Origin of the sequence: Soonwooa sp., assembly GCF_032062245.1 — a bacterium.
In the GTDB taxonomy this organism is placed as follows: domain Bacteria; phylum Bacteroidota; class Bacteroidia; order Flavobacteriales; family Weeksellaceae; genus Soonwooa.
The window spans coordinates 1-22,600 of sequence record NZ_DAMBQF010000014.1 but is presented as its reverse complement, the minus strand read 5'-3'; the positions used below and the strand labels follow the sequence as shown (position 1 = coordinate 22,600).

Genomic DNA, 22,600 nt, shown 5'->3' with positions numbered 1-22,600 from the left:
GAAATGGCAGAAGTACAAGTAAAAGACAGTGGCGCCAAAGGCGGCAAGGTACGCTCGAAAAAGCAGAATACCAGAGTCGATATGACGCCGATGGTAGACTTAGGGTTTCTATTGATTACCTTCTTCATGTTTACCACTACTTTCAGTAAACCGAACGTGATGGATCTTGGTCTTCCGGCAAAACCGAAAGATGAGACTCAAAAACCGCCAGATACTGAAATTAAATTGAGCAATTCAATCTCAATTATTATTGGGAAAGATAATAGAGTTTTCTATCACCAACAAGATCAAGCTGGTCTTAATGACCAAACCTTGATAGAGACGAGGTATGATAGAGAAGGGATTACTAAAGTAATCGAGCAAGCAAAAGCGAGAGCGGCAGATCAGAACATGTTTACTGTGATTATTAAGCCGACTGATGATGCAGTGTACAAAAATTTTGTAGATATTCTTGACGAAATGGCTATTACTAAAAATGAAAGATATGGGGTTACCGATATCAAACCTTGGGAATTGGCTGTTTATAAAAAGAAAGTTGGAGAATAATCTCCGTGCTACAATTAATTCTTAAATATTAAGAAAATGTCAGAGAATTCAAATTACAATCCAGAAAATCTATCATTAGATGAGATTGTATTTCAGAATAGAAATAAAGAGTATGGCGCATACGATCTAAGAACGGAGTATCCTAAGTTATTGACGAAGTCATTTATTTTTGGTACAATTTTCTTCCTAGTTGCAGTTATATCTCCGTTTGTATATCTGAAGATTAAACAAATGAACGCTGCTGATAAAACTGAAGTTGATGCAAATCTTATTGAGATTTTACCAGAGCAGCCAGTTTTAGAACAGCCTAAAGAAGAGGAACCACCTCCACCACCTCCACCAAAGCAGGAGCCGGAGAAAATTGAAGTAATTCAAAATGTTGTTCCTGAACCTAAAAGAGAGCCAAAGGTAGAAACACCTCCACCACCGATTACAAAACAGTTAGAAACAACTACTGGTCTTGTTAATCAAGAAGGTGTTAAGAAGCCAGACTTTACGCCACCGCCACCTCCACCTGGACCAGGTAAAGTGACAACTGCTGAAGTTAAAGCTCCTGTTAATACTAACGAGGTATATGCTGAAGTAGACCAGTCTGCTGAGTATCCTGGTGGTCTTGGAAGTTTCCGTAAATATGTTGGTGAGAATATCGATTCTTCTAATATGGAAGGTGAAGGACAATTAACAGTTAAGTTAAGATTCATCGTGGAAAGAGATGGTTCGGTTTCCGATGTTAAGGTTATGCAAAAGTCAGGAAATTCTGAATTTGACTCTGAAGCAGTTAGTGTTGTTAAGAGACAGAAGAAATGGAAGCCTGCTAAGCTTAACGGTGAAAGCGTGAGATCATATTTCTCAATTCCAATTACAATGCAATTTCAATAATTAGCATTTATTAACATAAGAAAGAGAAGCTTCGGCTTCTCTTTTTTTTGTATCTTTGTTACTATGATGTTTAATTGGTTATCGGTAATCACGGGTTTTTTTTATGCCGTTCTAGGTATCGTGGTTATTATTTATAAATTTTTTGTAGTTCAGCTTGAACCAAATATTGCTTATCCATTAGGTACTATTTTAATTGGTTATGGGATTTTTCGTGTTTTTCGCGCTATTAGAAAAATAAGAGATAGTCGTTATGAAGAATAGTATTTTAGTAGTATTCGCTATTTTCTTTTTAATTTCATGTAATAAATCTAAAACTGAGGCTTTGGATACACCTAACCAAGGTACTATAACATTGGAAGCGGATGAATCTTTTAGAAGCGTTACAGAAGCTTTAACAGAGCGTTACATGGCTCTCAATCCCAGTACGAAGATTAACGTAGTATATACCAAAGAAGATATTGGCTTGCTAGATCTTTTAGATAGAAAAACGCGTGTCATTGTAATGTCTCGAAACTTGACAAAGTCGGAAAAGGATGCTTATGATAAAAAAATAAATCTGCCTTGGCAACCTGCAAAATTTGCTGCTGATGCCTTAGTTTTTGTTGTTTCTAAAGAAAATTCTACCATTAAAGAATTAAGTGTAGATGAAATTAAAAAGAGAATTTCTTCTGATGAAAAAAGTCTGATCTTTGATGGAGCTAACTCAAGTAATATTAATTTTATTGCTCAGCAGTTTAATGTAAAAGCTTCAGCTCTTAAATATTCAATTATTAAAGGTAATGAGAATATTGTCAAAGAGTTAGAGAAGTATCCGAACAAAATTGGAGTTATTAGCCTTAATACGATTTCGCGTCCATATGGAGATGAAGCTATTATGCTAAGAGATAAAATCAATGTCTTGCCAATTGTTGATAAAGGCAAATCTTATACACCAACAGTTGATAATCTACAAGATATGCAATATCCTTTTACAAGAGTTTTGTATTTTCTAACCAATGAGGCGTATTATGGCCTTGGTAATGGTTTTATTAGATTTGCATGTACACAACTTGGACAGATCGTTGTGGAGAAAGAAGGGCTTCAACCTTACAATCTATATCGCCGTGAAGTTCAGATGCGATAACATGTTAACAAAATTTACGATTTTGAAATAAAATTTGGAATGAATCTTGTGTTTCAATCCATATTCAATATTTAAATAAACTAAAATAAAATTATAATGAATTATTCCAAGAAAATTGTTTTGACTGCGGCTGTTGGGTTTTTCTCTCAGTTTGCATTTGCTCAATCTGTGCAAGAAGGTATCATCTATGTTGACAGTCACAAATATGCAAAAGCAAGACAAAATTTTAATGATTTAATTACAAAAGATCCATCAGCTAATAACTATTTTTATCTGGGGAATACATATTTAACTCAGTTCGAGCCTAATTTTGACAAGGCTAAAGAATATTTTGATCAAGGTTTAGCAAAAGATCCTAAAAGTGCTCTTAACAAAGTAGGTTTAGCTTCTATCAAAATTGGGAAAGGCGATAAGTCTGGAGAAAACGATCTTCGTCAAATTGTTAAAGATACTAAAGAGAAAGATGCAGAAGTACTTTATCGTGCTGCTGAAGCTTTAACGATTTATGAAAAAACTACGAATCCTGATTTAGCAATTGAGTTCCTTAACAAAGCTATCGAAAGATCTCAAAAAGCGGGTGTACCAGCAAATTATTACTATGCGTTAGGAGATGCTTATAGACTTAAGTCTACGAACGACCCTAAGTTAGCTGGTAGTGCTCTTTCTGCTTACGAAAATGCGCTTCCTGTTGCAAAAAGTAAAGCCTCTGTCTATACAAGAATTGCAACATTATGGATGGCAGCTCAACAATGGCAAAAAGCAAAAGAAAATTTAGATAAAGCAGTTGCTGTTGATCCTTCTTATGCACCTGCGTATAAAGCTTTGGCTGGTTTCAATATGAAATATCAACGTAATGCTGAAGCGACGCAAGATTTGGTTAAATATTCTCAGTATGCGGATGAAGATCCTTCAACTCAGTTAGAGATTGCTAAATTATATTTCATCAATGATGATTATGCGAATGCGAAAACGACTTTAGATAAGATTTTTGATAAAGTTGAAGATCCGATTAAATATAAACTTCGTGCTTATATACAGTACGGTTCTGGAGATTATACAAGTGCAAAAGAGAATTTAGATAAATTTGTTAGCTCTGTTGATAAAGCTAGAGTTCAGGCTGCGGATCAAGGTCTTGCAGGTTTGATTGCTGCTGGTTTGGCTAAAAATGAAAAAGATCCTGCTAAAAAAGCAGAATTAGAAACTCAAGTTCAGTCTAAAATTGCAATTGCGAAAGCTGCAAAAGATGAAACAATGAAGTGGGACGAAGAGTTAGCTAAAATCAAAGGTGGATTTAATGCTGCTTCTGCTGATCAAGGGCCAACTAACCCACAGATTGAAGGACTTAAGAAGAAAGTAGCTGCTAACCCAGAAGATACTACATCTATGGCTTATTTAGCACAAGCTTACCAAGAAGCTAAAAACTGGAATGGCGCTGTGTTAACATGGCAAAAATTAACAAGTTTGCTTCCTGATTGGGCGCCAGCTTACAACTCTTTGGCTTATGCTTATCAACAAAGCGGTAATACAGACTTAGCAAATGGATCTTATCAAAAATACATCGATTTGATTACAAAAAATCCTGCTGAAGTTGAAGCTAATAAAGAATCTCTTTCTTACGCATATTTTGCGATAGCTTATGCTAACAAAGATGGAGACAAGGCAAAAGCTAAAGAATATGCTGATAAGGCGGTTGCGCTTAACCCAACATATCAAGATGCAGTTAATCTTGTTAAATATTTAAGTAAATAAGATATTAATCGTAAAAAATCCCGTGGTGAAAACTACGGGATTTTTTTGTTTTCATAAATTTGTAAAAAATTAAGATAATGAAAGTTGACATCTTAGCAATTGGAGCGCATCCTGACGATGTTGAGTTAGGTTGTGGAGGAACACTAGCAAAACTGATTTCGGAAGGAAAAACAGTAGCTATAATCGATTTGACACAAGGTGAATTAGGAACTCGTGGTACTAACGAAACGCGCGCCGTGGAAGCTGCTGAAGCTGCAAAAATTTTGAAAGTATCATCAAGAGAAAATTTGAAGATGGAAGATGGTTTTTTAGAAAACTCTAAAGACTATCAAATGCGAATCGTTAAAATGATTAGAAAATACCAACCAGATATTGTTTTGGCTAATGCGATTGATGATCGTCATCCAGATCATGCAAAAGGCGCAAAGTTGGCTTCTGATGCTTGTTTTCTTTCGGGGCTTAGAAAAATCGAAACCGAATTAGACAATCAACCGCAAGAGGTTTGGCGACCTAAATTGATTTTGCATTACATCCAATGGAAGCATATTCAACCAGAATTTGTTATTGATATTTCTGACTTTTTAGATGTTAAAATTGCATCTTGTATGGCTTATAAAACGCAGTTTTATGATCCAACTTCTAACGAGCCTATGACGCCAATCGCGACAAAAGACTTTTTGAAGAGTTTAACTTACCGCGCGCAAGATCTTGGGCGTTTATCGGGAGTTGCTTATGCTGAGGGTTTTACGTCTGAAAAATTAATTGCTTTGAAAAATTTTGATAATTTTATTTGATAGTTAAAATTATTGTGCTATATTTGCACACGCAAAAACGGTGATTGTAGCTCAGTTGGTTAGAGCGTCGGATTGTGGTTCCGAAGGTCGTGGGTTCGAGACCCATCATTCACCCAAATTTAAAAAGCATTCTAATTTTAGGATGCTTTTTTTTTTTGTCGATTAAGAGTTTTTTTGACTATTTACTTTCATTATTGTTAAACTTTTTTCAGTTGTAAAAATATTTGAGTTTTGATGATTTCAGTTCCTTCTTTTTATTTCTATATTTTTTCATAATTTGTAGTAGTTAGACGAGATGTTATTCTCAACTGCCTTTTGCGGTTTTAATCTTATGATGATTATGATAAAACTTGACAATATTAATTTTCTTTAATTATAGCACATTAATATTTTTAGCATTTAAATTCTATTAAAGTATAATAGGATGTGCTTATTTGTTGATTTTAAATATATGTTTAATTAATTTTGTTGTTTCTAATGTTTTCTTAATTTTAGAACAAAGGATTCTAAAATAATCTCGATACTTTATTGTTTTGATTTTCGCAGAAATATAAATTGTATTTAAAATATCTCGTTTATAATGATTTATGATTACTAATCGGATAAATTGTAAAAATATTTGTTTAAAGTTTTGCTTAATTAAATATTAAGTTATACATTTACCACGCCTTAGAAAAGCAGTAGTGCGAAGCAAAGGCAATAAATTTTTTTTCATCATTTGTGTTTTTAGAATCGTATCAGAGATACGATTCTTTTTTATGCCTCATAGTAGAGTAGAAGGTAGATAAAGTAATTGTACGTGATGCTTCCATCTTGTCGATTTGTCTTTAAAAATAGATCATTAGTCCAGCCGAAAACATCACCTAGTACACTTTTATTTTTTTTCCTAAAAGCGATTTCGTTGGCTCTGTCTCTCTTCATTTTTTGAGAATATTTTTTTAAAATAAATTCCACCCACTTAGGGTCAGAAGCCTGAATGTTTGACAAGATGTTTTTTAAAGCAAAAAGGTTTGCAGAATATTCTAATTCTGGTTTGTCGGAATAAATACAATTTAGAAATCCAATAAAACTAGCTTCCTGTTCTCTAGTATAACCCAGCTGATGCGCCGCTTCATGCGATAATGTAAAAGCCTTGTTGCTGTCGGGCAAATTAGCATCGTATTGCGCTTCTGCTGTAAAAGGATTATAGTAACCTAAAATGCCTGTTAAGCTCATTATTTCGCCAAATAAACTTGGCTTTATAGAAATAGTATTTGTTGGTGTTTTGGTGTTGAATTTTATCGGTATTTTGGCTTGTGTTAAAATGAGTTCGGATTTAATCTTGTCAAGGTTTTTGATTTCATAAATGCCGTTTTTGTCTTCATTAAGATCTTCTCTATTTTTAATGCAAAGTTCTAGATATTTTAGAGATAAAGTTTTTAGTTTTTCGATTGAGATTTTATCGTTTGGATTAACTTTAATAATCGGTTTTTGAAAATACATCATTCCCCAAAACATTTGGTAAACGAAGTAGATTATATTTAAGAATATTAAAACTTTTACTAGCTGAGATTTTATTCCTTTTTTAAAAATGAAATAAATAGTAGTTGCAATCCATAATCCTAAAACTACATACAAAATATCACCAACTGAAAAACTGAGACTACTAAATATTTTTTGATGTCCTGCTTTTTGCCATTCATAAAATTTCGCAAAAAAATCGATTGCTAATGCCGATTTTGATAATAGGTAAAAAACAAAAATTTGGGCAAACCAAAGGCCTGCCCAAATTAATATTTTCTTTTTTTGAGACAGTTTAGTGTCCGCTACTTTCATTTGATTCTGTAAGTTCAACGCCTTGTTTCTTTAGAATTTTAGGTGTAATATAACCAAAAATTGCTAGATATAAAAAGCAAAGCGCAGGGATAATATAAGAGAAATGTGTGTAAGTCATTCCCATGATACCGCCATGTCCAGAAGGACTATTGTCAAAATCGCAAATTGCACCTTGTACTAATGGGATAATACCGCCACCCAAAATCATCATGATAAGGAAAGATGATGCTTTACCAGTGTTTTTGCCAAGTCCTGCAATCGCTAAATCGAAAATTGCTGGCCACATAATTGAACAGAAAAGTCCTCCAGAGATCAAGAAATATTTTGCAATATTTTTGTCGGGATAGAAAAGTCCACAAATCATCATAATAATACCTGCAACACCAAAAATCATAAGCGTTTTTCCTGCATTTTTACCACCAATAAAACTGATGAAAATAAATATTGCAATCCAAATAGGATAGATGTAGAATGAAGTTACGTCTTTGCCACTCATGTTATTTGCGAAAATAATAATCCCAAATGCTATGAACGGAACAATGATCTTTAAAAGTAAATTAACTGCTTTTGAGGTGTTAAAAACGTTGATCCCGCCATTCCAACGTCCAATCATTAGACTTCCCCAATACAGAGAGACAAACGGCGCAATATTGTTTTCTAAAACACTTCCGAATTCGCGAGTATGCAGTAGGGCAGGTAGATTACTAATGATACTAACTTCCACCCCAACGTACAAAAAGATTGCAATCATACCCAAAACAAGTTGAGGGTATTTTGTAATTCTGAATTTCTCCGAACCTTCGTCAATTAGCTTTTCTTCTTCTTTTGCAGGATCTTCAATTTTTGAAAATAAGATGAAAATTGCTACCAAAATAAATGCGATTCCTAAAATCACAAAAGGCAATTTAACCGTACTAAGTTTCCCTTTTACGAATTCTCTTGGATAAAGCGTGTTAGAAGCTTCTTTTTTGGTGTCGTCAAGTTGTTTAGAATATTGATTAACAAGTTCGTCTGACAGATTTTTGTTAACTTCTAGAGTCGCAAGTCCAGTATTTAATTTACTGATTTGATTATTGACTTTGGTTTCAGTCGCCGTTTTTTCGGCGCTGTCAACTTGAGAGTCTTTTCCGAGGTCAAGTATATTGGTCTCTAATTCAGTTTTTAGAGTTTTGTATTCGTACACTAAAGTTTCGGTTTTGCTAAGATTTGCAGGAAGGGGTTCGCTTTTATTGCCAGTTCCGAATAGTGCAATACCAACGATAATTGGTCCTATTGTCGTTCCGAGAGAGTTAATTCCACCAGCTAAAGTCAAACGGTGCGCGCCAGTGCTTGCACTTCCCATTTTAATCGCTAAAGGATTGGCAACAATCTGTTGTACCGAAAATCCTAACCCAACAACAAACAAAGCCATTAAGAAAAACCAGAAATTGGCTGAGGATGCAGCTGGGAAGAACAAAAATGCGCCAATTGCGGAAATGCTCAGTCCAACAGCAAGTGTTTTTTTGTAACCAAATTTCTGTAAAATATCACTTTTAAGGGAAATAATGAAAAATATTACGGATCCAACAAAATAGGCGGCGTAGAAGGCCCAAGCGACCAGTTGTGACTGTAATTGTGATAATACAAACCATTTTTTGAAAACGGGAATCAGGATGTCATTACTCGCTGCTACAAATCCCCAGAAGAAGAATACAATAACCAAGGACAAAAACTGTGACCACTTGGTTTGTTCGTTATGTTGATTCATTTTATAAAAATATGTTAAACAAATATAATTATTTATTAATAAGATAATACTTGTTTAAAACATTTTTAATTTCCTCATACACAACGGATTTTAATTCCGTCATTGATAAGTTGGGTTCGTAGATGCCATTAAAATAAGCTTTCGCGCATCCAGGATAACCTTTTTTATTGTTAAAAGGAAACATTTCTTTTAGGCCAACAAATGTGAAAGCCGCGATAGAAAACTTATGTTTTGTAGCTAAAATAAAAGCGCCATCTTTAAAATTATCCAAAATAATAGACGTGTCATCTGGCACACCACCTTCGGGGAAGATGACAATACTACTACCTTCTTGCATTTTTTCGGCACAACGACGATAGACATCAGCGCGACTTCTGGCGCTGCTTCGGTCAACCATCACACAAATTCTTTTATAAATAGTTCCGAAAATCGGAATCTTCACCAACTCTTTTTTACCAACGAAACAAAGCGGATGATTTGGCAACAAAATCAGCATCAACATAATATCCATGATCGATGTATGATTGGATACAAAAACATATTGTTGATTTCTGTCGAGATTTTGCTTAGAAAGATTAATGCGTTTATAACGCATACCCATGCCGTAATACATGCAATATGCCCACATACGGATAAAGAAATAACAATATCTGTAATGACTTTTTCTAAAAGAAAGGATATAGACTGGGATTCCCCAAAGTATGGTGAATATAAGTCCGATAATTACCATCCAAACGCGCCAAAGTATATTAAGAATTGCTGTCATTTTAATTATCCATTAAAGATCACTTTCTTTTTGATGCTGTAGTTAAGTACAGAAACTGTTACAATTGCAGCGATTTTGCTAATCATTTCTGGAGAGAAAGTGAAAATCTTGATGCTAAAATAACTCGTAAAGACGTAATGGAAAAATATTTGGAATAAGGTTAAACTTAATATAGTTGATATAAAAGATACAATCATAAAGTACATAAACTCACGACGTTTGGAGTGTTTTCCTCTTTCAAAAACAAACCAAATACTCAAGAAATAATTAGTAATAATACCACAGCAAGTTGATAAGATGTTACTCAAAGGATATTTTATGCCGTAAAGATTATATTCCCAAGTTGCGATTTTGGGGATGTTAACGCTAAATAGTTTGAAGCTGCCGATTTCTACAATGGCGCTTAAACCTCCAGCGATGATAAAAAACAAAACCTGTTTTTGTTTTAAAAGTAAATCTTTCATTTGGTGCAAATTTAAACTTTTAATGTTAAAATATTAAAACAGTTTTTTTTAAGATTATGAGAATCAAAAATTATGTATTTATCAGGCTTTTATAAAATCTTATAAGCTTTAACCCAATAGAATTGCGGTAAAATAAACGAAAATGACGATGAAATCTAGAAATATTGAATGATTTATTATTTAGAAAAACATTAAAATATTTAAAATAATATTAAAAAATGTTATTTTATTTTGATATTAATTCTAAAAATGTATCTTTATTCTAAGAATAACGCATTTGAAGTGTGTGTGCTGTTTTCCACTTATTTGTATGTTGTTCTTCGATATTTTTAAAACATTACAATATAAATATATTATGAAAAAGCGTCCAAGTTATCGAAAATTTCAGCCTCAGTTGAAAAAAATTGAGGAGCTTGAAAAGAATAATTCGACTTTTAAAAGAATCTATTCTGAGTACGAACTAATGTCCGACGAACTGTGGGAGATAGAAAATGACGAGAAAAATTCGGTGCCGGACGATTTTATTAATGCTATACAATTGCAAACCGAATATCTCGAAGAAGAGATTAATAATTGGCTGACGAATATCACGCCAAGAGATAATGACGCCTAATATATTATTTACAGAATAATTTCCTACTTTTACAGGCCTAATTTATTTATAAAATATATGATTGCAATTGTAGATGGAGGTTCTACTAAATGCGATTGGGTTATCCTAGAACATGATGGTAAAGAGGTCTTTAAGACAGAAACCATCGGTTTTAATCCCAATATTATCTCACCAGAACTTATTGCGCCCGAAGTCGAAAATAATAATGCCTTGATGTCTGTTGCTAGCGATATCAAACATGTGTTTTTTTATGGCTCTGGTTGTGGCGTTCAAAAAAATAGAGAAATTGTCCAAAAAGAACTTAATAAAGTTTTCAAAAATGCTTACTTAACAGCAAAGGAAGATCTTGTAGCAGCAGCTTATGCAGCGTATAGAGGTCATCCTGAGATTGTATGTATTCTGGGGACAGGTTCTAATTCTTGTTATTTTGATGGGGAAAAACTAAGGACAGAATTGCCGTCTTTGGGTTTCTTAATAGGAGACGAAGGTAGCGGCAGCTCACTTGGGAAGCAACTCGTGCGCCATTTTTTTATGAAAAAATTACCACCAGATTTACACAATCAGTTTGCGGAAATCTATCAACTTAACATCGAAGATTTGTTACAGAATATGTATCACAATCCTCGTGTTAATGCTTATTTTGCAGATTTTACAAGATTTATTGTTGATCGCAAAACGCATCCATATTTTCAACAATTTGTATATAAAGAACTTAGAAACTTTTTAGAATTTCAGGTTCTTCCTTATAAAGAATGTCGCAGTAGCGAACTCAACTTCATCGGATCAATCGCTTATTTTTTCGAAGATATTTTGAGAGCTGCCGCAGCAGAATTTCATTTCACGGTGGGTGATATTGTACAACGACCAATAGAAAGTCTTGTTAACTACCACCGCGACTATATTTTACCAAAACTTTTACCCTAAGTTTTGCGTTTATCAATTATTGTAGAAGGGAATTTTTTAATTAATTAAAAAAATTAGTATGCCGAAACAAAATCAAAAAGATTTAAATGCTTTTAACAAAGCTGCTTTAGATTATCATAAAGCCGAACCAAAAGGAAAAATTGAAGTTGTACCATCTAAGCCACACTCATCTCAAAGAGATTTGAGTTTGGCATATTCGCCAGGCGTTGCTGTGCCTTGTATGGAAATCCACAATAATCCGCAAGCTGTATACGACTACACGGCAAAAGGAAATTTGGTGGCAGTTATTTCTAACGGAACTGCAGTTCTTGGACTTGGCGACATTGGTGCGGAAGCTTCAAAACCAGTTATGGAAGGTAAAGGTCTTCTTTTTAAAATATTTGCAGACATCAATGTTTTCGATATTGAGATTGACGAAAAAGATCCAGATAAATTCATTGAAATTGTAAAAGGAATTGCGCCAACTTTTGGTGGAATTAATCTCGAAGATATCAAAGCACCCGAGGCTTTCTATATTGAACAAAGATTAAAGGAAGAGCTTAATATTCCTTTGATGCACGACGATCAACATGGTACGGCAATTATTTCTGCGGCGGCATTAATCAACGCTTTAGAAATTGCAGATAAAAAAATTGATGAAGTTAAAGTTGTTGTTAATGGCGCAGGTGCCGCGGCAATCGCTTGTACTAAATTATATATCGCATTGGGACTTTCTAAAGAAAATGTCTTGATGTGCGACTCAAAAGGTGTTATCAATCACAAAAGAACAAATTTAACGCCTGAAAAAATCGATTTCATTGCAGAAACTGATATTGAAACGTTGGAAGATGCTCTAAAAGGAGCTGATGTTTTTGTTGGTTTATCAAAAGGAAATGTGATGTCGCCAGAGATGTTGTTAAGCATGGCAGACAATCCAATTGTTTTTGCATTGGCAAATCCAGATCCAGAAATCGATTACAACTTAGCGGTTGAGACCAGAAAAGATGTTATTCTGGCTACAGGACGAAGCGATTTTCCTAATCAGGTGAATAATGTTTTGGGCTTCCCATATATTTTCCGTGGTGCGTTGGATGTACAAGCAACAGGCATTAACGAAGCCATGAAGTTGGCGGCGGTTCGTGCATTAGCAGCTTTAGCGAAGGAGCAAGTTCCGGAAGTTGTGAAGTTGGCTTATAATATTAAACAATTGCATTTTGGAAGAGATTATTTTATTCCAAAACCTTTTGATAGTCGACTTTTGACAAGAGTTTCGATGGCAGTTGCAAAAGCCGCGATGGAAAGCGGTATTGCGAAAAGTCCAATTACAGATTTTGAAGAGTACGAAAACAATCTGCTAGATCGTATGGGACGTGACGAGCGTCTAATCCGTATGATGCAGAGTCGCGCAAAGTCTAATCCGATGCGTGTAACTTTGGGTAATGCTGAAGAATATAATGTTTTGAAAGCTGCTCAAATTCTTTTGGAAGAAGGTATTGCAAAACCAATTTTGTTGGGTGAGAAGAAATTCATCAAACAACAAATGGAAAAATATAACATCAATATCGATGTGCCGATTGTTGATCCGATGGATGATGATCAGGAAGAAAATCGTGTTAAATACCGTGAAACACTTTGGAAACTTCGTCAACGTAAGGGGATGAATGAGTATAAAGCGAAACTTTTTGTGCGCCAAAGAGATTATTTTGGACCTTTGATGTTGAAACATGGTGATACGGATGCGTTGATTGTCGGTTTTTCTAAAAATTATTCTTCGGTTTTAAAACCAATTTTAGAAGTTGTTGAAAAAGAAAAAGGCGTTGACAAAGTTGCTGCGATGATGATGATTTTAACAGAGAAAAAACCAATTTTCTTTGCTGATACGTCAATTAATCAAAATCCTACTGCTGAAGATTTGGTGAATATTGCTAAAATGTCAGAAATGACGGTTAAGACTTTTGCTATTGAACCAAGAATTGCAATGTTGTCGTTTGAGAATTTTGCAGCAATTTCTGAAACTTCGAAAAAAGTGGCAAAAGCGGTTTCTATTCTGCATGAGAAATTCCCGAAAATGATTGTTGATGGCGAGATACAACCAGATTTCGCAATGAATAGTGATCATTTAAGCGATTATCCTTTCTCAAAATTGGGTGCAGAACCAGCAAATGTTTTTGTATTTCCAAACTTAGAAAGCGCGAATTTATCATATAAAATTATTCGTGGGATGAAGATGGCGCAAGTTGTAGGTCCAATTTTAATGGGACTAAAACAGCCAGTGCATGTACTACAAATGCGCTCTAGCGTTGACGAAATTGTGAATTTGGCGACAATTGCAGTTTTGGACGCACAAAGAAGACAAGTGAAATAAGAATTAATTATTTTCAAAAAATAGATAAAGCGGGACTTCGGTTTCGCTTTTTTTATTAAGAATTTTTATCAATTTTAACAAGATTTTTTAATTCTCGTTTCGAATTAATATATTAGCAAATTGTTAATTAGATTATGATTTATTCATTAAAAGGAATAGTGGAGGAGTTAACGCCGACTTATGCTGTTATAGACGTCAATGGCGTTGGTTATTATGTTGGTATTAGCTTACAAACTTCGCAAATATTGAAGCTTGGTACACACCACAAACTTTATATACAACAGATTATTCGAGAAGATGCCCATTTGCTGTTTGGCTTTAACACACTTTTGGAAAAAGAAATGTTCAATCTCTTAATTAGTGTTAATGGTGTAGGCGCAATTTCGGCACTTATCCTTTTGTCTTCGTTGACCTTAGAAGAGACCGCTTCTGCAATCCAAAATGGACAAAGCATTGTTTTACAAAAAGTGAAAGGCATCGGTACCAAAACAGCCGAACGTATTATTGTCGATCTTAAAGATAAGGTAGCCAAATTTGGGCTTTCGTCAGAAAATATTTCTCAATTCGTAGATAATAAAGTTAAAGATGAGGCGTTAACTGCTTTAGAGGTTTTAGGTATTTCTAAAAAAATGTCGGAGAAGATTGCAGATCGCATTCAGAAGAAAAATCCAGAAGTTTCGGTGGAAGAAATGGTAAAAGAAATTTTAAAAAACATTTAACATTTTTTGTGTTTTAGATAATACAGATGTAAAAAGAGAAGATAGTGAGGAGAGAGTTTTACTTTAAAAAGATTTTTGCATTGTTGTTGGTTTTAGTTGGGTGCATACAAGCTATTGCACAAGAAAAACCAAATGACAGTGTCAATATCAAAAATCATTTCAATTTAGCAAGTCCTATTCGATACGAGGCGTTTTACGATGTCAAAGAAGGGATTTATTATTTGTATCCAAAGATTGGAAATACGACGGTTGGTAATCCGTTGGTGATGACATTTGATCAATATCGTAACTATATGTTGCAAAATCAATTGAAGTCTTATTTCCAAGAAAAATCGGATACTAACAATTTAGCAAACCGAAAAGATCAAGCTGATGCTAAGAAGAAAGGTCTTTTGCCAAGCATCACAATCCGAAATAAAATTTTTGAAAACATTTTCGGAAGTAACAAAATTGAGTTAATTCCTCAAGGTTATGCGTCTTTTGACTTAGGTGTTCTTTTGCAAAAAATTGACAATCCGCTGATCTTACCACAAAACCGAAACAATTTCACGATTAACATTCAACAAAGAATGCAATTGGGATTGACGGGGAAAGTTGGTGAGAATTTGCAGTTAAAAGCCAATTACGATACCCAAAGTGGTTTTGCATTCGAGAACAGAATGAACTTGATGTGGCAAGCAAAAGGATCGTGGAAGGATTTGCAATCTAAAGGTCTCGATGACAAAACAACGGGTGGCGAAGATAAAGTCATCAAAAAAGTAGAGTTTGGTAACGTTAGTATGCCGCTTTCTACCAGTTTGATTCGTGGCGCGCAATCGCTTTTCGGTCTTAAGACAGATTTCCAGTTGGGTAAGACGACTGGTACTTTTGTATTTTCGCAACAACAAGGTGAAGCTCGTAATATCGTTGTGCAAGGTGGTGGAGCAATTAGCACATTTAAAGTTAACGCCTACGATTATGAAGATAATCAACACTACTTTTTAGGACATTATTTCTACGACAACTATGACAAAACTTTACAAAGCTATCCGACACTTAGCACAAGAATTAATGTAACAAGACTCGAAGTTTGGGTTTTGGATCAAGGTTCTGCTAATCTTCAGGATCAAAAAAGTATTGTAGGTATCCGAGATTTGGGTGATGGTGCAGGTGCTTATCCAAGCAATGCGCAGAATGGATTATACGATGCTGTTACAGGTTTAGGAGCAGGCTTGCGTGATGTTGGTACGGCTTATAATACGATTAATGGACAAAACTTACCTAATGCTATAGGCGGTACAGAACCTTATATTGATGGTGAGCAATTTATTTTTAATAGAAAAGCAAAACGATTAAATCCAGGTGAGTATAAATTTAATCCCCAATTAGGTTATATCTCATTAAATCAAAGATTAAATGATAACCAATTCTTAGCAGTTTCATACTCATATACAATTGCAGGATCGGATCAAGTGTATAAAGTCGGAGAATTTTCGGAAGAAAGTTCGGTTCTTGTAACTAAAATGTTGAAGTCAAACACCATGGTGAAAACAACGTCGCCAATGTGGGATTTGATGATGAAAAACATTTATCCGATGAATGCTAACCAAATTCAGCAAGAAAATTTCTTATTGAATGTCTACTATCGTGATAATTCTTCTGGAGGTAAGGTTAACTATTTGCCAGGTATCACAACGCCAGATAACAACTTATTGAAAACCGTTAACTGGGATCGATTAAATCTAAACAATGACGTCCAAGCAGAAAATGGTGTTTTTGGTGATGGTATTTTTGACTTTGTGCCAGGTCTTACGATTGAACCTGAGCAAGGAAAATTGATTTTCACTAAAGTACAGCCTTTTGGTAAGACAATGTCGGATCTTATAGAAAGTCTTCCTAATAGTAATAGTATTGATGCTAAACAATATGTTTATACTGACCTATATACCAAATTAAAAGAAACAGCCAAGCAAAGCAACTTAGCGCAACGATATACAATTGAAGGACGCTACAAAGGAGCACAAGGTCAAGGGATCTCGATGGGTGCTATTAACGTACCACAAGGATCGGTACGTGTTACAGCTAACGGCGTACAATTGACGGAAGGTGTAGACTATACGGTTGACTATATGTTGGGTACTGTAACGATTATTAACGAACAAGTTAAGCAATCAGGACAAGCCATCAACATTTCTATGGAAAACCAAATGACGTTTAATACCCAAAGAAAACGTTTCTTAGGATTAAATTTAGAGCGTCGTTTTAATGATCATTTGACTGTTGGTGCAACCTTTGTTAACTATGCAGAAAGACCTTTAACTCAAAAAGTAAACTTCGGTCAAGAGGCGGTTAACAATACGATGGCAGGTTTCAATATTTTGTATAATAACGAACTTCCTTTCCTAACAAGATTGACGGATAAAATTCCGTTTATCAATACAGAAGCGCCTTCTAATTTAAACTTTAAAGCAGAAGCAGCTTATTTAATTCCAGGTCAAAATAAAGGAACTAACGACCAATCTTATATTGATGATTTTGAACAAACAACTTCAAAAATTTCATTAAAAGAGCCGAGTTTGTGGAGTATTGCTTCTAAACCTGAACTTAATAAAACAGATCCAATTTTTGCAAATGCAGGATTGAATGATGATACAGAAAATGGTTACGGTAGAGGTTTGACATCTTGGTATAACATTGACCCGAGATTCTACGGCGTTGGTGGTAAAGCGCCAAACGGTATTAATGCACAAGTGTTATCAAATCACCGTTCGCGTCGTGTTATGATGTCCGAATTGTACAACGAAAGAGATTTTGTAGCAGGGGAACAAACCATGTTGACAACTTTTGACGTGAGTTTTTACCCAAGTCAAAGAGGCCCTTATAATGTGAATCCGTTAGATGAAGCCGCTAACCAACGTTGGGGAGGTTTGATGAGATCAATCGGTGTATCTAACTTTGTTAATTCGAATATCGAATATGTTGAGTTTTGGATGATGGATCCTTATGCAGATGGTAATAATCTAGGAAATGATCCAAAACTATTATTACAATTGGGTAACGTATCAGAAGATGTTCTTAAAGATGGTAAGCTCCTTTATGAAAACGGAATGCCAACAACTTCTAACCCAACGCAGACAACAAGCTCTAACTGGGGAAGTCAACCAACGCAATTCCCGATTCTATATGCTTTCTCGACAGAAGGTGATGAGAGAACGCAACAAGATTTAGGTTACGACGGTCTTAATGATGAAGCTGAATCTTCGAAGTTTGGCGTGTCATTTAATAACCCAGTGACTAATGAGTTGGATCCAGCATCGGATAACTTTGTATTCTACATGTCGGATAAATTCCAAGGGACATTGGCTTCTTCTCTTATTGATCGTTATCGTTATTTCCGTAACCCACAAGGTAACTCACAAGCTAATACTTTAGAAGTTGCTACGCAGTTACCAGATGCGGAAGATGTTAATAGAGACTATAACTTAGACCAAAGTGAAGATTATAACCAATATACAATTGACTTAGCAAAAGATAAATTAGTTCTTGATGGGACAAACAAAATTGTTGACATCAAAGAAGTAAATGTTAAGTTTGAAAATGGTCAAAATTCTAAAGTTAAATGGTATTTGTTCAGAATTCCGGTTTCTCAATATGATGATAAGTCTTTAGGAGGAAATGCTGACGCTGCAATTCTTAATAACGTGAGATTTGCCAGAATGATCCTTAAAGGTTTTGAACAAACTTCTACTTTAAGATTTGGTACGTTTGATTTAGTAAGATCAGATTGGAGAAAATATACAAATAGATTAGCTTATAACAATCCTGCAGACGATCTTAATGAAGGACAATCGATTACTAATATTAGTAAGTTCGATGTAGGAAGCGTGAACTTAGAAGAAAATGCTTTAGGAAAACCACCTTATGTATTGCCTCCAGGTATCGATAGACAAGTATTAAGTGGTAACGCTGGTGCGCAAAGACAAAATGAATCTTCGCTTTATATGAAGGTTAATAATTTAGGAAAAGAAGCAAGAGGTGTATTCAAAAATACAAATCTTGATATGCGTCGCTACAAAAAGTTAGAATTGTTTGTACACGCCGAAGATCTTAAAAATGTGATGAATACAAGCGTTGATCCTGATGCTAAATTCTTCATTCGTTTTGGATCAGATGCTACGGATAACTATTATGAGTACGAAGCTTCATTAAAATATACGGCGCAAAATGCAACGTCGCCATTAGATATTTGGCCAACCGAAAACCAAGTTAATCTAGCGATTGAAGAATTTGTTAATGCGAAAATGAAGCGTGACGAGCTGGTGAAAGATAATGCGCCAGGAATCAAACTCGACACACGTTACGAATATCCAGACTATAAACCAGATGGCGATAACAAAAAAATCTTTATTAAAGGTCGTCCGAGTTTAGGGAACGTAACTAATATTTTAATTGGTGTTAGAAATAACAATGGCGCAGGATCTAACAGAGGAATGATGGCTGGGCAACAAAAAGATTTAATACTTTGGGTTAACGAGATTCGCCTTTCCGAAATTGAAAATAAAGGTGGTTATGCAGGTAACGCTTCCCTTAACTTTAACTTAGGAGACTTTGCTTTAGTTAATGCTAATGCAGCTTATTCATCAGTTGGATTTGGAGCAATTGACCAAAAACCTTCAGAAAGAGCGCAGTCATCTAACTCGACATTTAGTATTAATACAACAGTTAATGTGGACAAATTCCTTCCTGAGAAAGTTGGTATGAAGATTCCACTTAACTACTCGTATACGCAGACCATCGAAGATCCAAAATATAATCCGCTTGATAATGATGTAGAGTTGACTAAGGCGCCTAACGAAGCTGATCTTAAAAAAGTGGTTAGAACATACAGTCAACAACGTAGTATTGGTGTGGTTAATATGCGTAAAGAACGTATGAATCCTAACAAAAAACCAAAATTCTATGATGTGGAAAACTTGTCTTTAACAACGATTTATAACGATGATTACTTCCGTGACATCTATACAAAACGTAATTACAGACAATACTTAAAAGGATCGATAGAGTATAATTATAACTTCAAACCATTTGTATTGCGTCCATTTAACAGAATGATTAGCGATACTGCGAAGTCTTACAAATATTTGAGATGGATAAAAGAAGTTAACTTTAATCCGGTGCCGACGAGATTGTCTTTCAGAACAATGTTGGACAGAAATTATAACGAGTTAGAGTTTAGAAATATTGATGCATTAATAAATGGAAATATTGATAATTCTAATACGATTCGTAACCGTACATTCTACTTCGGGTGGCAGTATAGTTTAGGATTTAATTTCACTAAATCTTTGAAGATGGAAATTAACTCTGAAACCAGAACCTTGAATGATAATCTGTCAGTGTATGATATGAATACAAGTAGTATTTTCGGAAATCCTTTCAGAGCGGGACGTCCGGTACAATACAATCATAGAGTACAACTTAATTATCGTTTGCCGTTTGAGTATTTACCGTATTTGGATTTCGTTAATGCTGAACTAGGTTACAGTTTCCAATATAACTGGAATGCAAGATCATCAGCACTTCGTAACTTCCAAAATCCTGAAACAGGCGTTATCGAAAGTCTTGGTAATGTTGGTCAAAACACCAATACGATTTTGGCAACATCGACAGTTGATGTACCGAAGTTTTTAGGTAAGTTTAAATACTTCCAAAAGATAACGGAAACTATGTCTAAGAGAAGACAAGAGATTGACTCACTTAACAATGTCTATTCTCAAAATTTCTTGAAGAAAGGTAAAAAGAAAGAATTCAAAGCTTATAAGTTTAAAAATAAGTTGTCGCCTTTCCAAGCGGTTGCTTATGCACTAACATCGATCAAGCAGTTGGATGTTAATTATAATGAGAACAATGGTATAGTGTTACCAGGTCTATTATCAGCACCTAACTTCTATGGTGTTGGACAAACGCTTGGTGGACCAACTATTGGATTCTTGTTAGGATCTCAGGCGGATATTCGTCGTCTTGCAATCGAAAGATCTTGGATTTCGAGATCAGACTATATGACGGATGCTTATACAGAGATGACGACGCGTAACTTGACTGCGAATCTACAAGTGATGCCAGTTAATGATTTCAGAATCGATTTCAATGTGTTGCAAAACTACTCGCGTAACTTTATGCAGACTGGTTTCAATGTTAATCCAGATCCTGCTTTTTCATTCGGTTCAGAGATGATAACACACTCGAGTACAGCTTGGACATTTGGTACAGCCTTTACGGACGGTGCTGCACTTTATGATAAGATTAAAGAAAATGCAAGACTTATTTCTCAAGAATTAGGAGGCGCAGCAACTGCTACAGGTTATGCGGACGGTTATGATATTTCAAACGCTTATGTATTAATTCCTGCTTTCAAAGCGGCGGTAGAAGGTAAGTCACCGAAACAATTAGGTAGCGTGAGAAAATCTGGTTTCCCACTTCCAAACTGGAAATTAACTTATAGTGGACTTAAGAACCTTCCGATTGTTAATAGTCAATTCTCGAAGTTCGATGTGTTACACAGTTATTCATCAACTTATACGATGGCAGGTGTGCAGTCGAATATCGATTACTTTAACAGAAAATCAGCTGGCGAAAGAGATGTTAATGGCAACTATATTAATCCATATACTTTCTCACAAGTAGGATATGTTGAGGCTTTCTCTCCGCTTATTGGTATTGATGTGACGATGCGTAACAACATGCAGTTCCGTGCATCGTATAACAGAGACAGAGCTTATATGTTAGGTTTGATAAATCATACTTTAACAGAAGATATGGGAACTGAGTATGTTATTGGCTACGGTTATATTCTTAAAGATTTAAAACTGAAAATTAACTTTAAAGGAAGACCTCGAGATATCAAGAGTGATCTTAACATAAGAGCAGATTTAGCTTTAAGAGATAATAAAACAAGAATCACAAATATTTTAATTGACGATTCTCAAGTAACGGGAGGACAAAAGTTATTGACATTAAAATTATCAGCAGATTATAATATGTCACAAAACTTTAACCTGAAATTCTTCTACGACCAAATGGTCACAAAGTATAAGATTTCAACAGCCTTCCCGCTGTCAACAGTTAGAGCAGGGCTTACCGCAACATTCACATTTGGTGGTGGAGGCGGTGGAGGCTTCTAATGATATATTAAAATCAAAAAAACGCATTAGTATTTCTAATGCGTTTTTTATGAATATTAAAGATGAGGTAACTATTATTTAGATTACTTATATTTTTAAAATTAAGTTGTGGTATATCGAAAATCTAATTAAATTTGTATCAAACAATAAATCGTAATGAATACACCAGCAGAACTAAAGTACACGAAAGACCACGAGTGGGTAAAATTTGAAGATAATGTAGCAACAATCGGAATTACAGATTTTGCACAAAGCGAATTAGGAGACATCGTATTTGTAGATGTAGACACAGTAGATGATGACTTAGCTGCAGGTGACGTATTCGGAAGCGTAGAAGCTGTAAAAACAGTTTCTGATCTATTCTTACCAGTTGACGGTACAGTTATCGAGTTCAACGAAAAATTAGAAGACGAGCCAGAATTGCTTAACTCAGATCCATACGGAGATGGTTGGATCATCAAGTTACAACTAAAAGATGGAGCAGATCTTTCTTCATTATTATCAGCAGAAGATTATCAATCAATCGTTGGATAAATATCGCAACATATTTAAAAAATATATAATGCCCATTTATTGGGCATTTCTTACGTATATGCTACTTCGGCCAGGCATCGAAAACAAAGAGTATTCATTCATGTTTCCTGGCATCGATAAGGTTTTACATTTTAGCATTTTTGGATTTTTAGGCTTTTGCATTTTGGCTTCCTTTCCAAATATCAAAAAATCGACTTACCTACTAATAGGTTTAAGCTACGCATTACTCACCGAAATCTTACAAGAATTTATGGGCTTCGGTCGATCGCTAGAGATTTTAGATCTGTTTGCAGATATGGCAGGTTTCAGTTTAGCCATTTTCGTTTACAACCAAATTTCCAAACGACTTCCTTAATTTTTATTTTTTCTATTTCGGGCAATCCTCGCGCCTTTCTGAAGTCCTTGCTAGCTCGGTCGGGCTGT

Annotated in this window: 16 protein-coding genes and 1 tRNA gene; 13 read left to right on the top strand and 4 right to left on the bottom strand. The window is 34.9% G+C overall.

The features are described 5' to 3' along the window. Positions 1-3 precede the first annotated feature (3 nt). From RT037_RS08380 to RT037_RS08355, 6 genes are all read left to right on the top strand, one after another. Positions 4-546, top strand: coding sequence for an ExbD/TolR family protein (locus tag RT037_RS08380; RefSeq protein ID WP_313029925.1), 543 nt, complete (start codon positions 4-6; stop codon positions 544-546). Between the two features lie 36 nt (positions 547-582). After that, positions 583-1,425, top strand: coding sequence for a TonB family protein (locus RT037_RS08375; protein WP_312322948.1), 843 nt, complete (start codon positions 583-585; stop codon positions 1,423-1,425). A 250-nt stretch (positions 1,426-1,675) separates the two neighbouring features. Beyond that, positions 1,676-2,548 (top strand): substrate-binding domain-containing protein, encoded by an 873-nt coding sequence (locus RT037_RS08370; protein ID WP_313029923.1) that lies wholly within the window; start codon positions 1,676-1,678, stop codon positions 2,546-2,548. Between the two features lie 96 nt (positions 2,549-2,644). After that, a complete protein-coding gene (locus RT037_RS08365; RefSeq protein ID WP_312324435.1) occupies positions 2,645-4,297 on the top strand; it encodes a hypothetical protein in 1,653 nt (550 codons plus the stop codon). A 77-nt stretch (positions 4,298-4,374) separates the two neighbouring features. After that, the gene (gene bshB1, locus RT037_RS08360) at positions 4,375-5,091 is read left to right on the top strand and encodes a bacillithiol biosynthesis deacetylase BshB1 (protein WP_313029916.1); all 717 of its coding nucleotides are present in this window, start codon (positions 4,375-4,377) and stop codon (positions 5,089-5,091) included. 39 nt (positions 5,092-5,130) lie between these two features. After that, positions 5,131-5,206 (top strand) — tRNA-His (locus tag RT037_RS08355). 641 nt (positions 5,207-5,847) lie between these two features. Here RT037_RS08355 and RT037_RS08350 read toward each other — a convergent pair. From RT037_RS08350 to RT037_RS08335, 4 genes are read right to left on the bottom strand one after another with little or no spacing between them, the layout of a single operon-like run. Continuing rightward, entirely contained in the window at positions 5,848-6,906 is a 1,059-nt protein-coding gene (locus RT037_RS08350) for a DUF3810 domain-containing protein (RefSeq protein ID WP_313029910.1), read from the bottom strand. After that, entirely contained in the window at positions 6,887-8,653 is a 1,767-nt protein-coding gene (locus tag RT037_RS08345) for an MFS transporter (protein WP_409529551.1), read from the bottom strand. Before RT037_RS08345 ends, RT037_RS08350 begins: the two co-directional genes overlap by 20 nt. Before the next feature lie 28 nt (positions 8,654-8,681). Continuing rightward, on the bottom strand, positions 8,682-9,419 hold the full coding sequence (locus tag RT037_RS08340) for a lysophospholipid acyltransferase family protein (protein WP_313029907.1): 738 nt from the start codon (positions 9,417-9,419) through the stop codon (positions 8,682-8,684). 5 nt (positions 9,420-9,424) lie between these two features. Next, positions 9,425-9,883 (bottom strand): GtrA family protein, encoded by a 459-nt coding sequence (locus tag RT037_RS08335; protein ID WP_079667388.1) that lies wholly within the window; start codon positions 9,881-9,883, stop codon positions 9,425-9,427. A gap of 355 nt (positions 9,884-10,238) precedes the next feature. On the opposite strand from RT037_RS08335, the gene RT037_RS08330 reads away from it, so the two are divergent. From RT037_RS08330 to RT037_RS08300, 7 genes are all read left to right on the top strand, one after another. Then, a complete protein-coding gene (locus RT037_RS08330) occupies positions 10,239-10,496 on the top strand; it encodes a hypothetical protein (RefSeq protein ID WP_079667466.1) in 258 nt (85 codons plus the stop codon). A 57-nt stretch (positions 10,497-10,553) separates the two neighbouring features. Beyond that, complete coding sequence (locus RT037_RS08325) at positions 10,554-11,420, top strand: ATPase (RefSeq protein WP_313029904.1); 867 nt, start codon at positions 10,554-10,556, stop codon at positions 11,418-11,420. A gap of 58 nt (positions 11,421-11,478) precedes the next feature. Next, complete coding sequence (locus RT037_RS08320; RefSeq protein WP_313029903.1) at positions 11,479-13,764, top strand: NADP-dependent malic enzyme; 2,286 nt, start codon at positions 11,479-11,481, stop codon at positions 13,762-13,764. Positions 13,765-13,898: 134 nt separating this feature from the next. Further along, positions 13,899-14,483, top strand: coding sequence for a Holliday junction branch migration protein RuvA (ruvA, locus tag RT037_RS08315; protein WP_313029900.1), 585 nt, complete (start codon positions 13,899-13,901; stop codon positions 14,481-14,483). A gap of 44 nt (positions 14,484-14,527) precedes the next feature. Continuing rightward, entirely contained in the window at positions 14,528-21,643 is a 7,116-nt protein-coding gene (gene sprA, locus RT037_RS08310; protein WP_409529550.1) for a cell surface protein SprA, read from the top strand. A 156-nt stretch (positions 21,644-21,799) separates the two neighbouring features. Continuing rightward, a complete protein-coding gene (gene gcvH / locus RT037_RS08305) occupies positions 21,800-22,177 on the top strand; it encodes a glycine cleavage system protein GcvH (RefSeq protein ID WP_313029897.1) in 378 nt (125 codons plus the stop codon). 28 nt (positions 22,178-22,205) lie between these two features. Further along, positions 22,206-22,532: a VanZ family protein gene (locus RT037_RS08300; protein WP_312324034.1), complete on the top strand. Its 327-nt coding sequence runs from the start codon at positions 22,206-22,208 to the stop codon at positions 22,530-22,532. The last annotated feature ends 68 nt before the right edge of the window (positions 22,533-22,600 follow it).

Coding starts and splice junctions, on each gene's coding strand:
- RT037_RS08380 (WP_313029925.1), top strand. CDS start 4: ATGGCAGAAGTACAAGTAAAAGACAGTGGCGCCAAAGGCGGCAAGGTA.
- RT037_RS08375 (WP_312322948.1), top strand. CDS start 583: ATGTCAGAGAATTCAAATTACAATCCAGAAAATCTATCATTAGATGAG.
- RT037_RS08370 (WP_313029923.1), top strand. CDS start 1,676: ATGAAGAATAGTATTTTAGTAGTATTCGCTATTTTCTTTTTAATTTCA.
- RT037_RS08365 (WP_312324435.1), top strand. CDS start 2,645: ATGAATTATTCCAAGAAAATTGTTTTGACTGCGGCTGTTGGGTTTTTC.
- bshB1 (WP_313029916.1), top strand. CDS start 4,375: ATGAAAGTTGACATCTTAGCAATTGGAGCGCATCCTGACGATGTTGAG.
- RT037_RS08350 (WP_313029910.1), bottom strand. CDS start 6,906: ATGAAAGTAGCGGACACTAAACTGTCTCAAAAAAAGAAAATATTAATT.
- RT037_RS08345 (WP_409529551.1), bottom strand. CDS start 8,653: ATGAATCAACATAACGAACAAACCAAGTGGTCACAGTTTTTGTCCTTG.
- RT037_RS08340 (WP_313029907.1), bottom strand. CDS start 9,419: ATGACAGCAATTCTTAATATACTTTGGCGCGTTTGGATGGTAATTATC.
- RT037_RS08335 (WP_079667388.1), bottom strand. CDS start 9,883: ATGAAAGATTTACTTTTAAAACAAAAACAGGTTTTGTTTTTTATCATC.
- RT037_RS08330 (WP_079667466.1), top strand. CDS start 10,239: ATGAAAAAGCGTCCAAGTTATCGAAAATTTCAGCCTCAGTTGAAAAAA.
- RT037_RS08325 (WP_313029904.1), top strand. CDS start 10,554: ATGATTGCAATTGTAGATGGAGGTTCTACTAAATGCGATTGGGTTATC.
- RT037_RS08320 (WP_313029903.1), top strand. CDS start 11,479: ATGCCGAAACAAAATCAAAAAGATTTAAATGCTTTTAACAAAGCTGCT.
- ruvA (WP_313029900.1), top strand. CDS start 13,899: ATGATTTATTCATTAAAAGGAATAGTGGAGGAGTTAACGCCGACTTAT.
- gcvH (WP_313029897.1), top strand. CDS start 21,800: ATGAATACACCAGCAGAACTAAAGTACACGAAAGACCACGAGTGGGTA.
- RT037_RS08300 (WP_312324034.1), top strand. CDS start 22,206: ATGCCCATTTATTGGGCATTTCTTACGTATATGCTACTTCGGCCAGGC.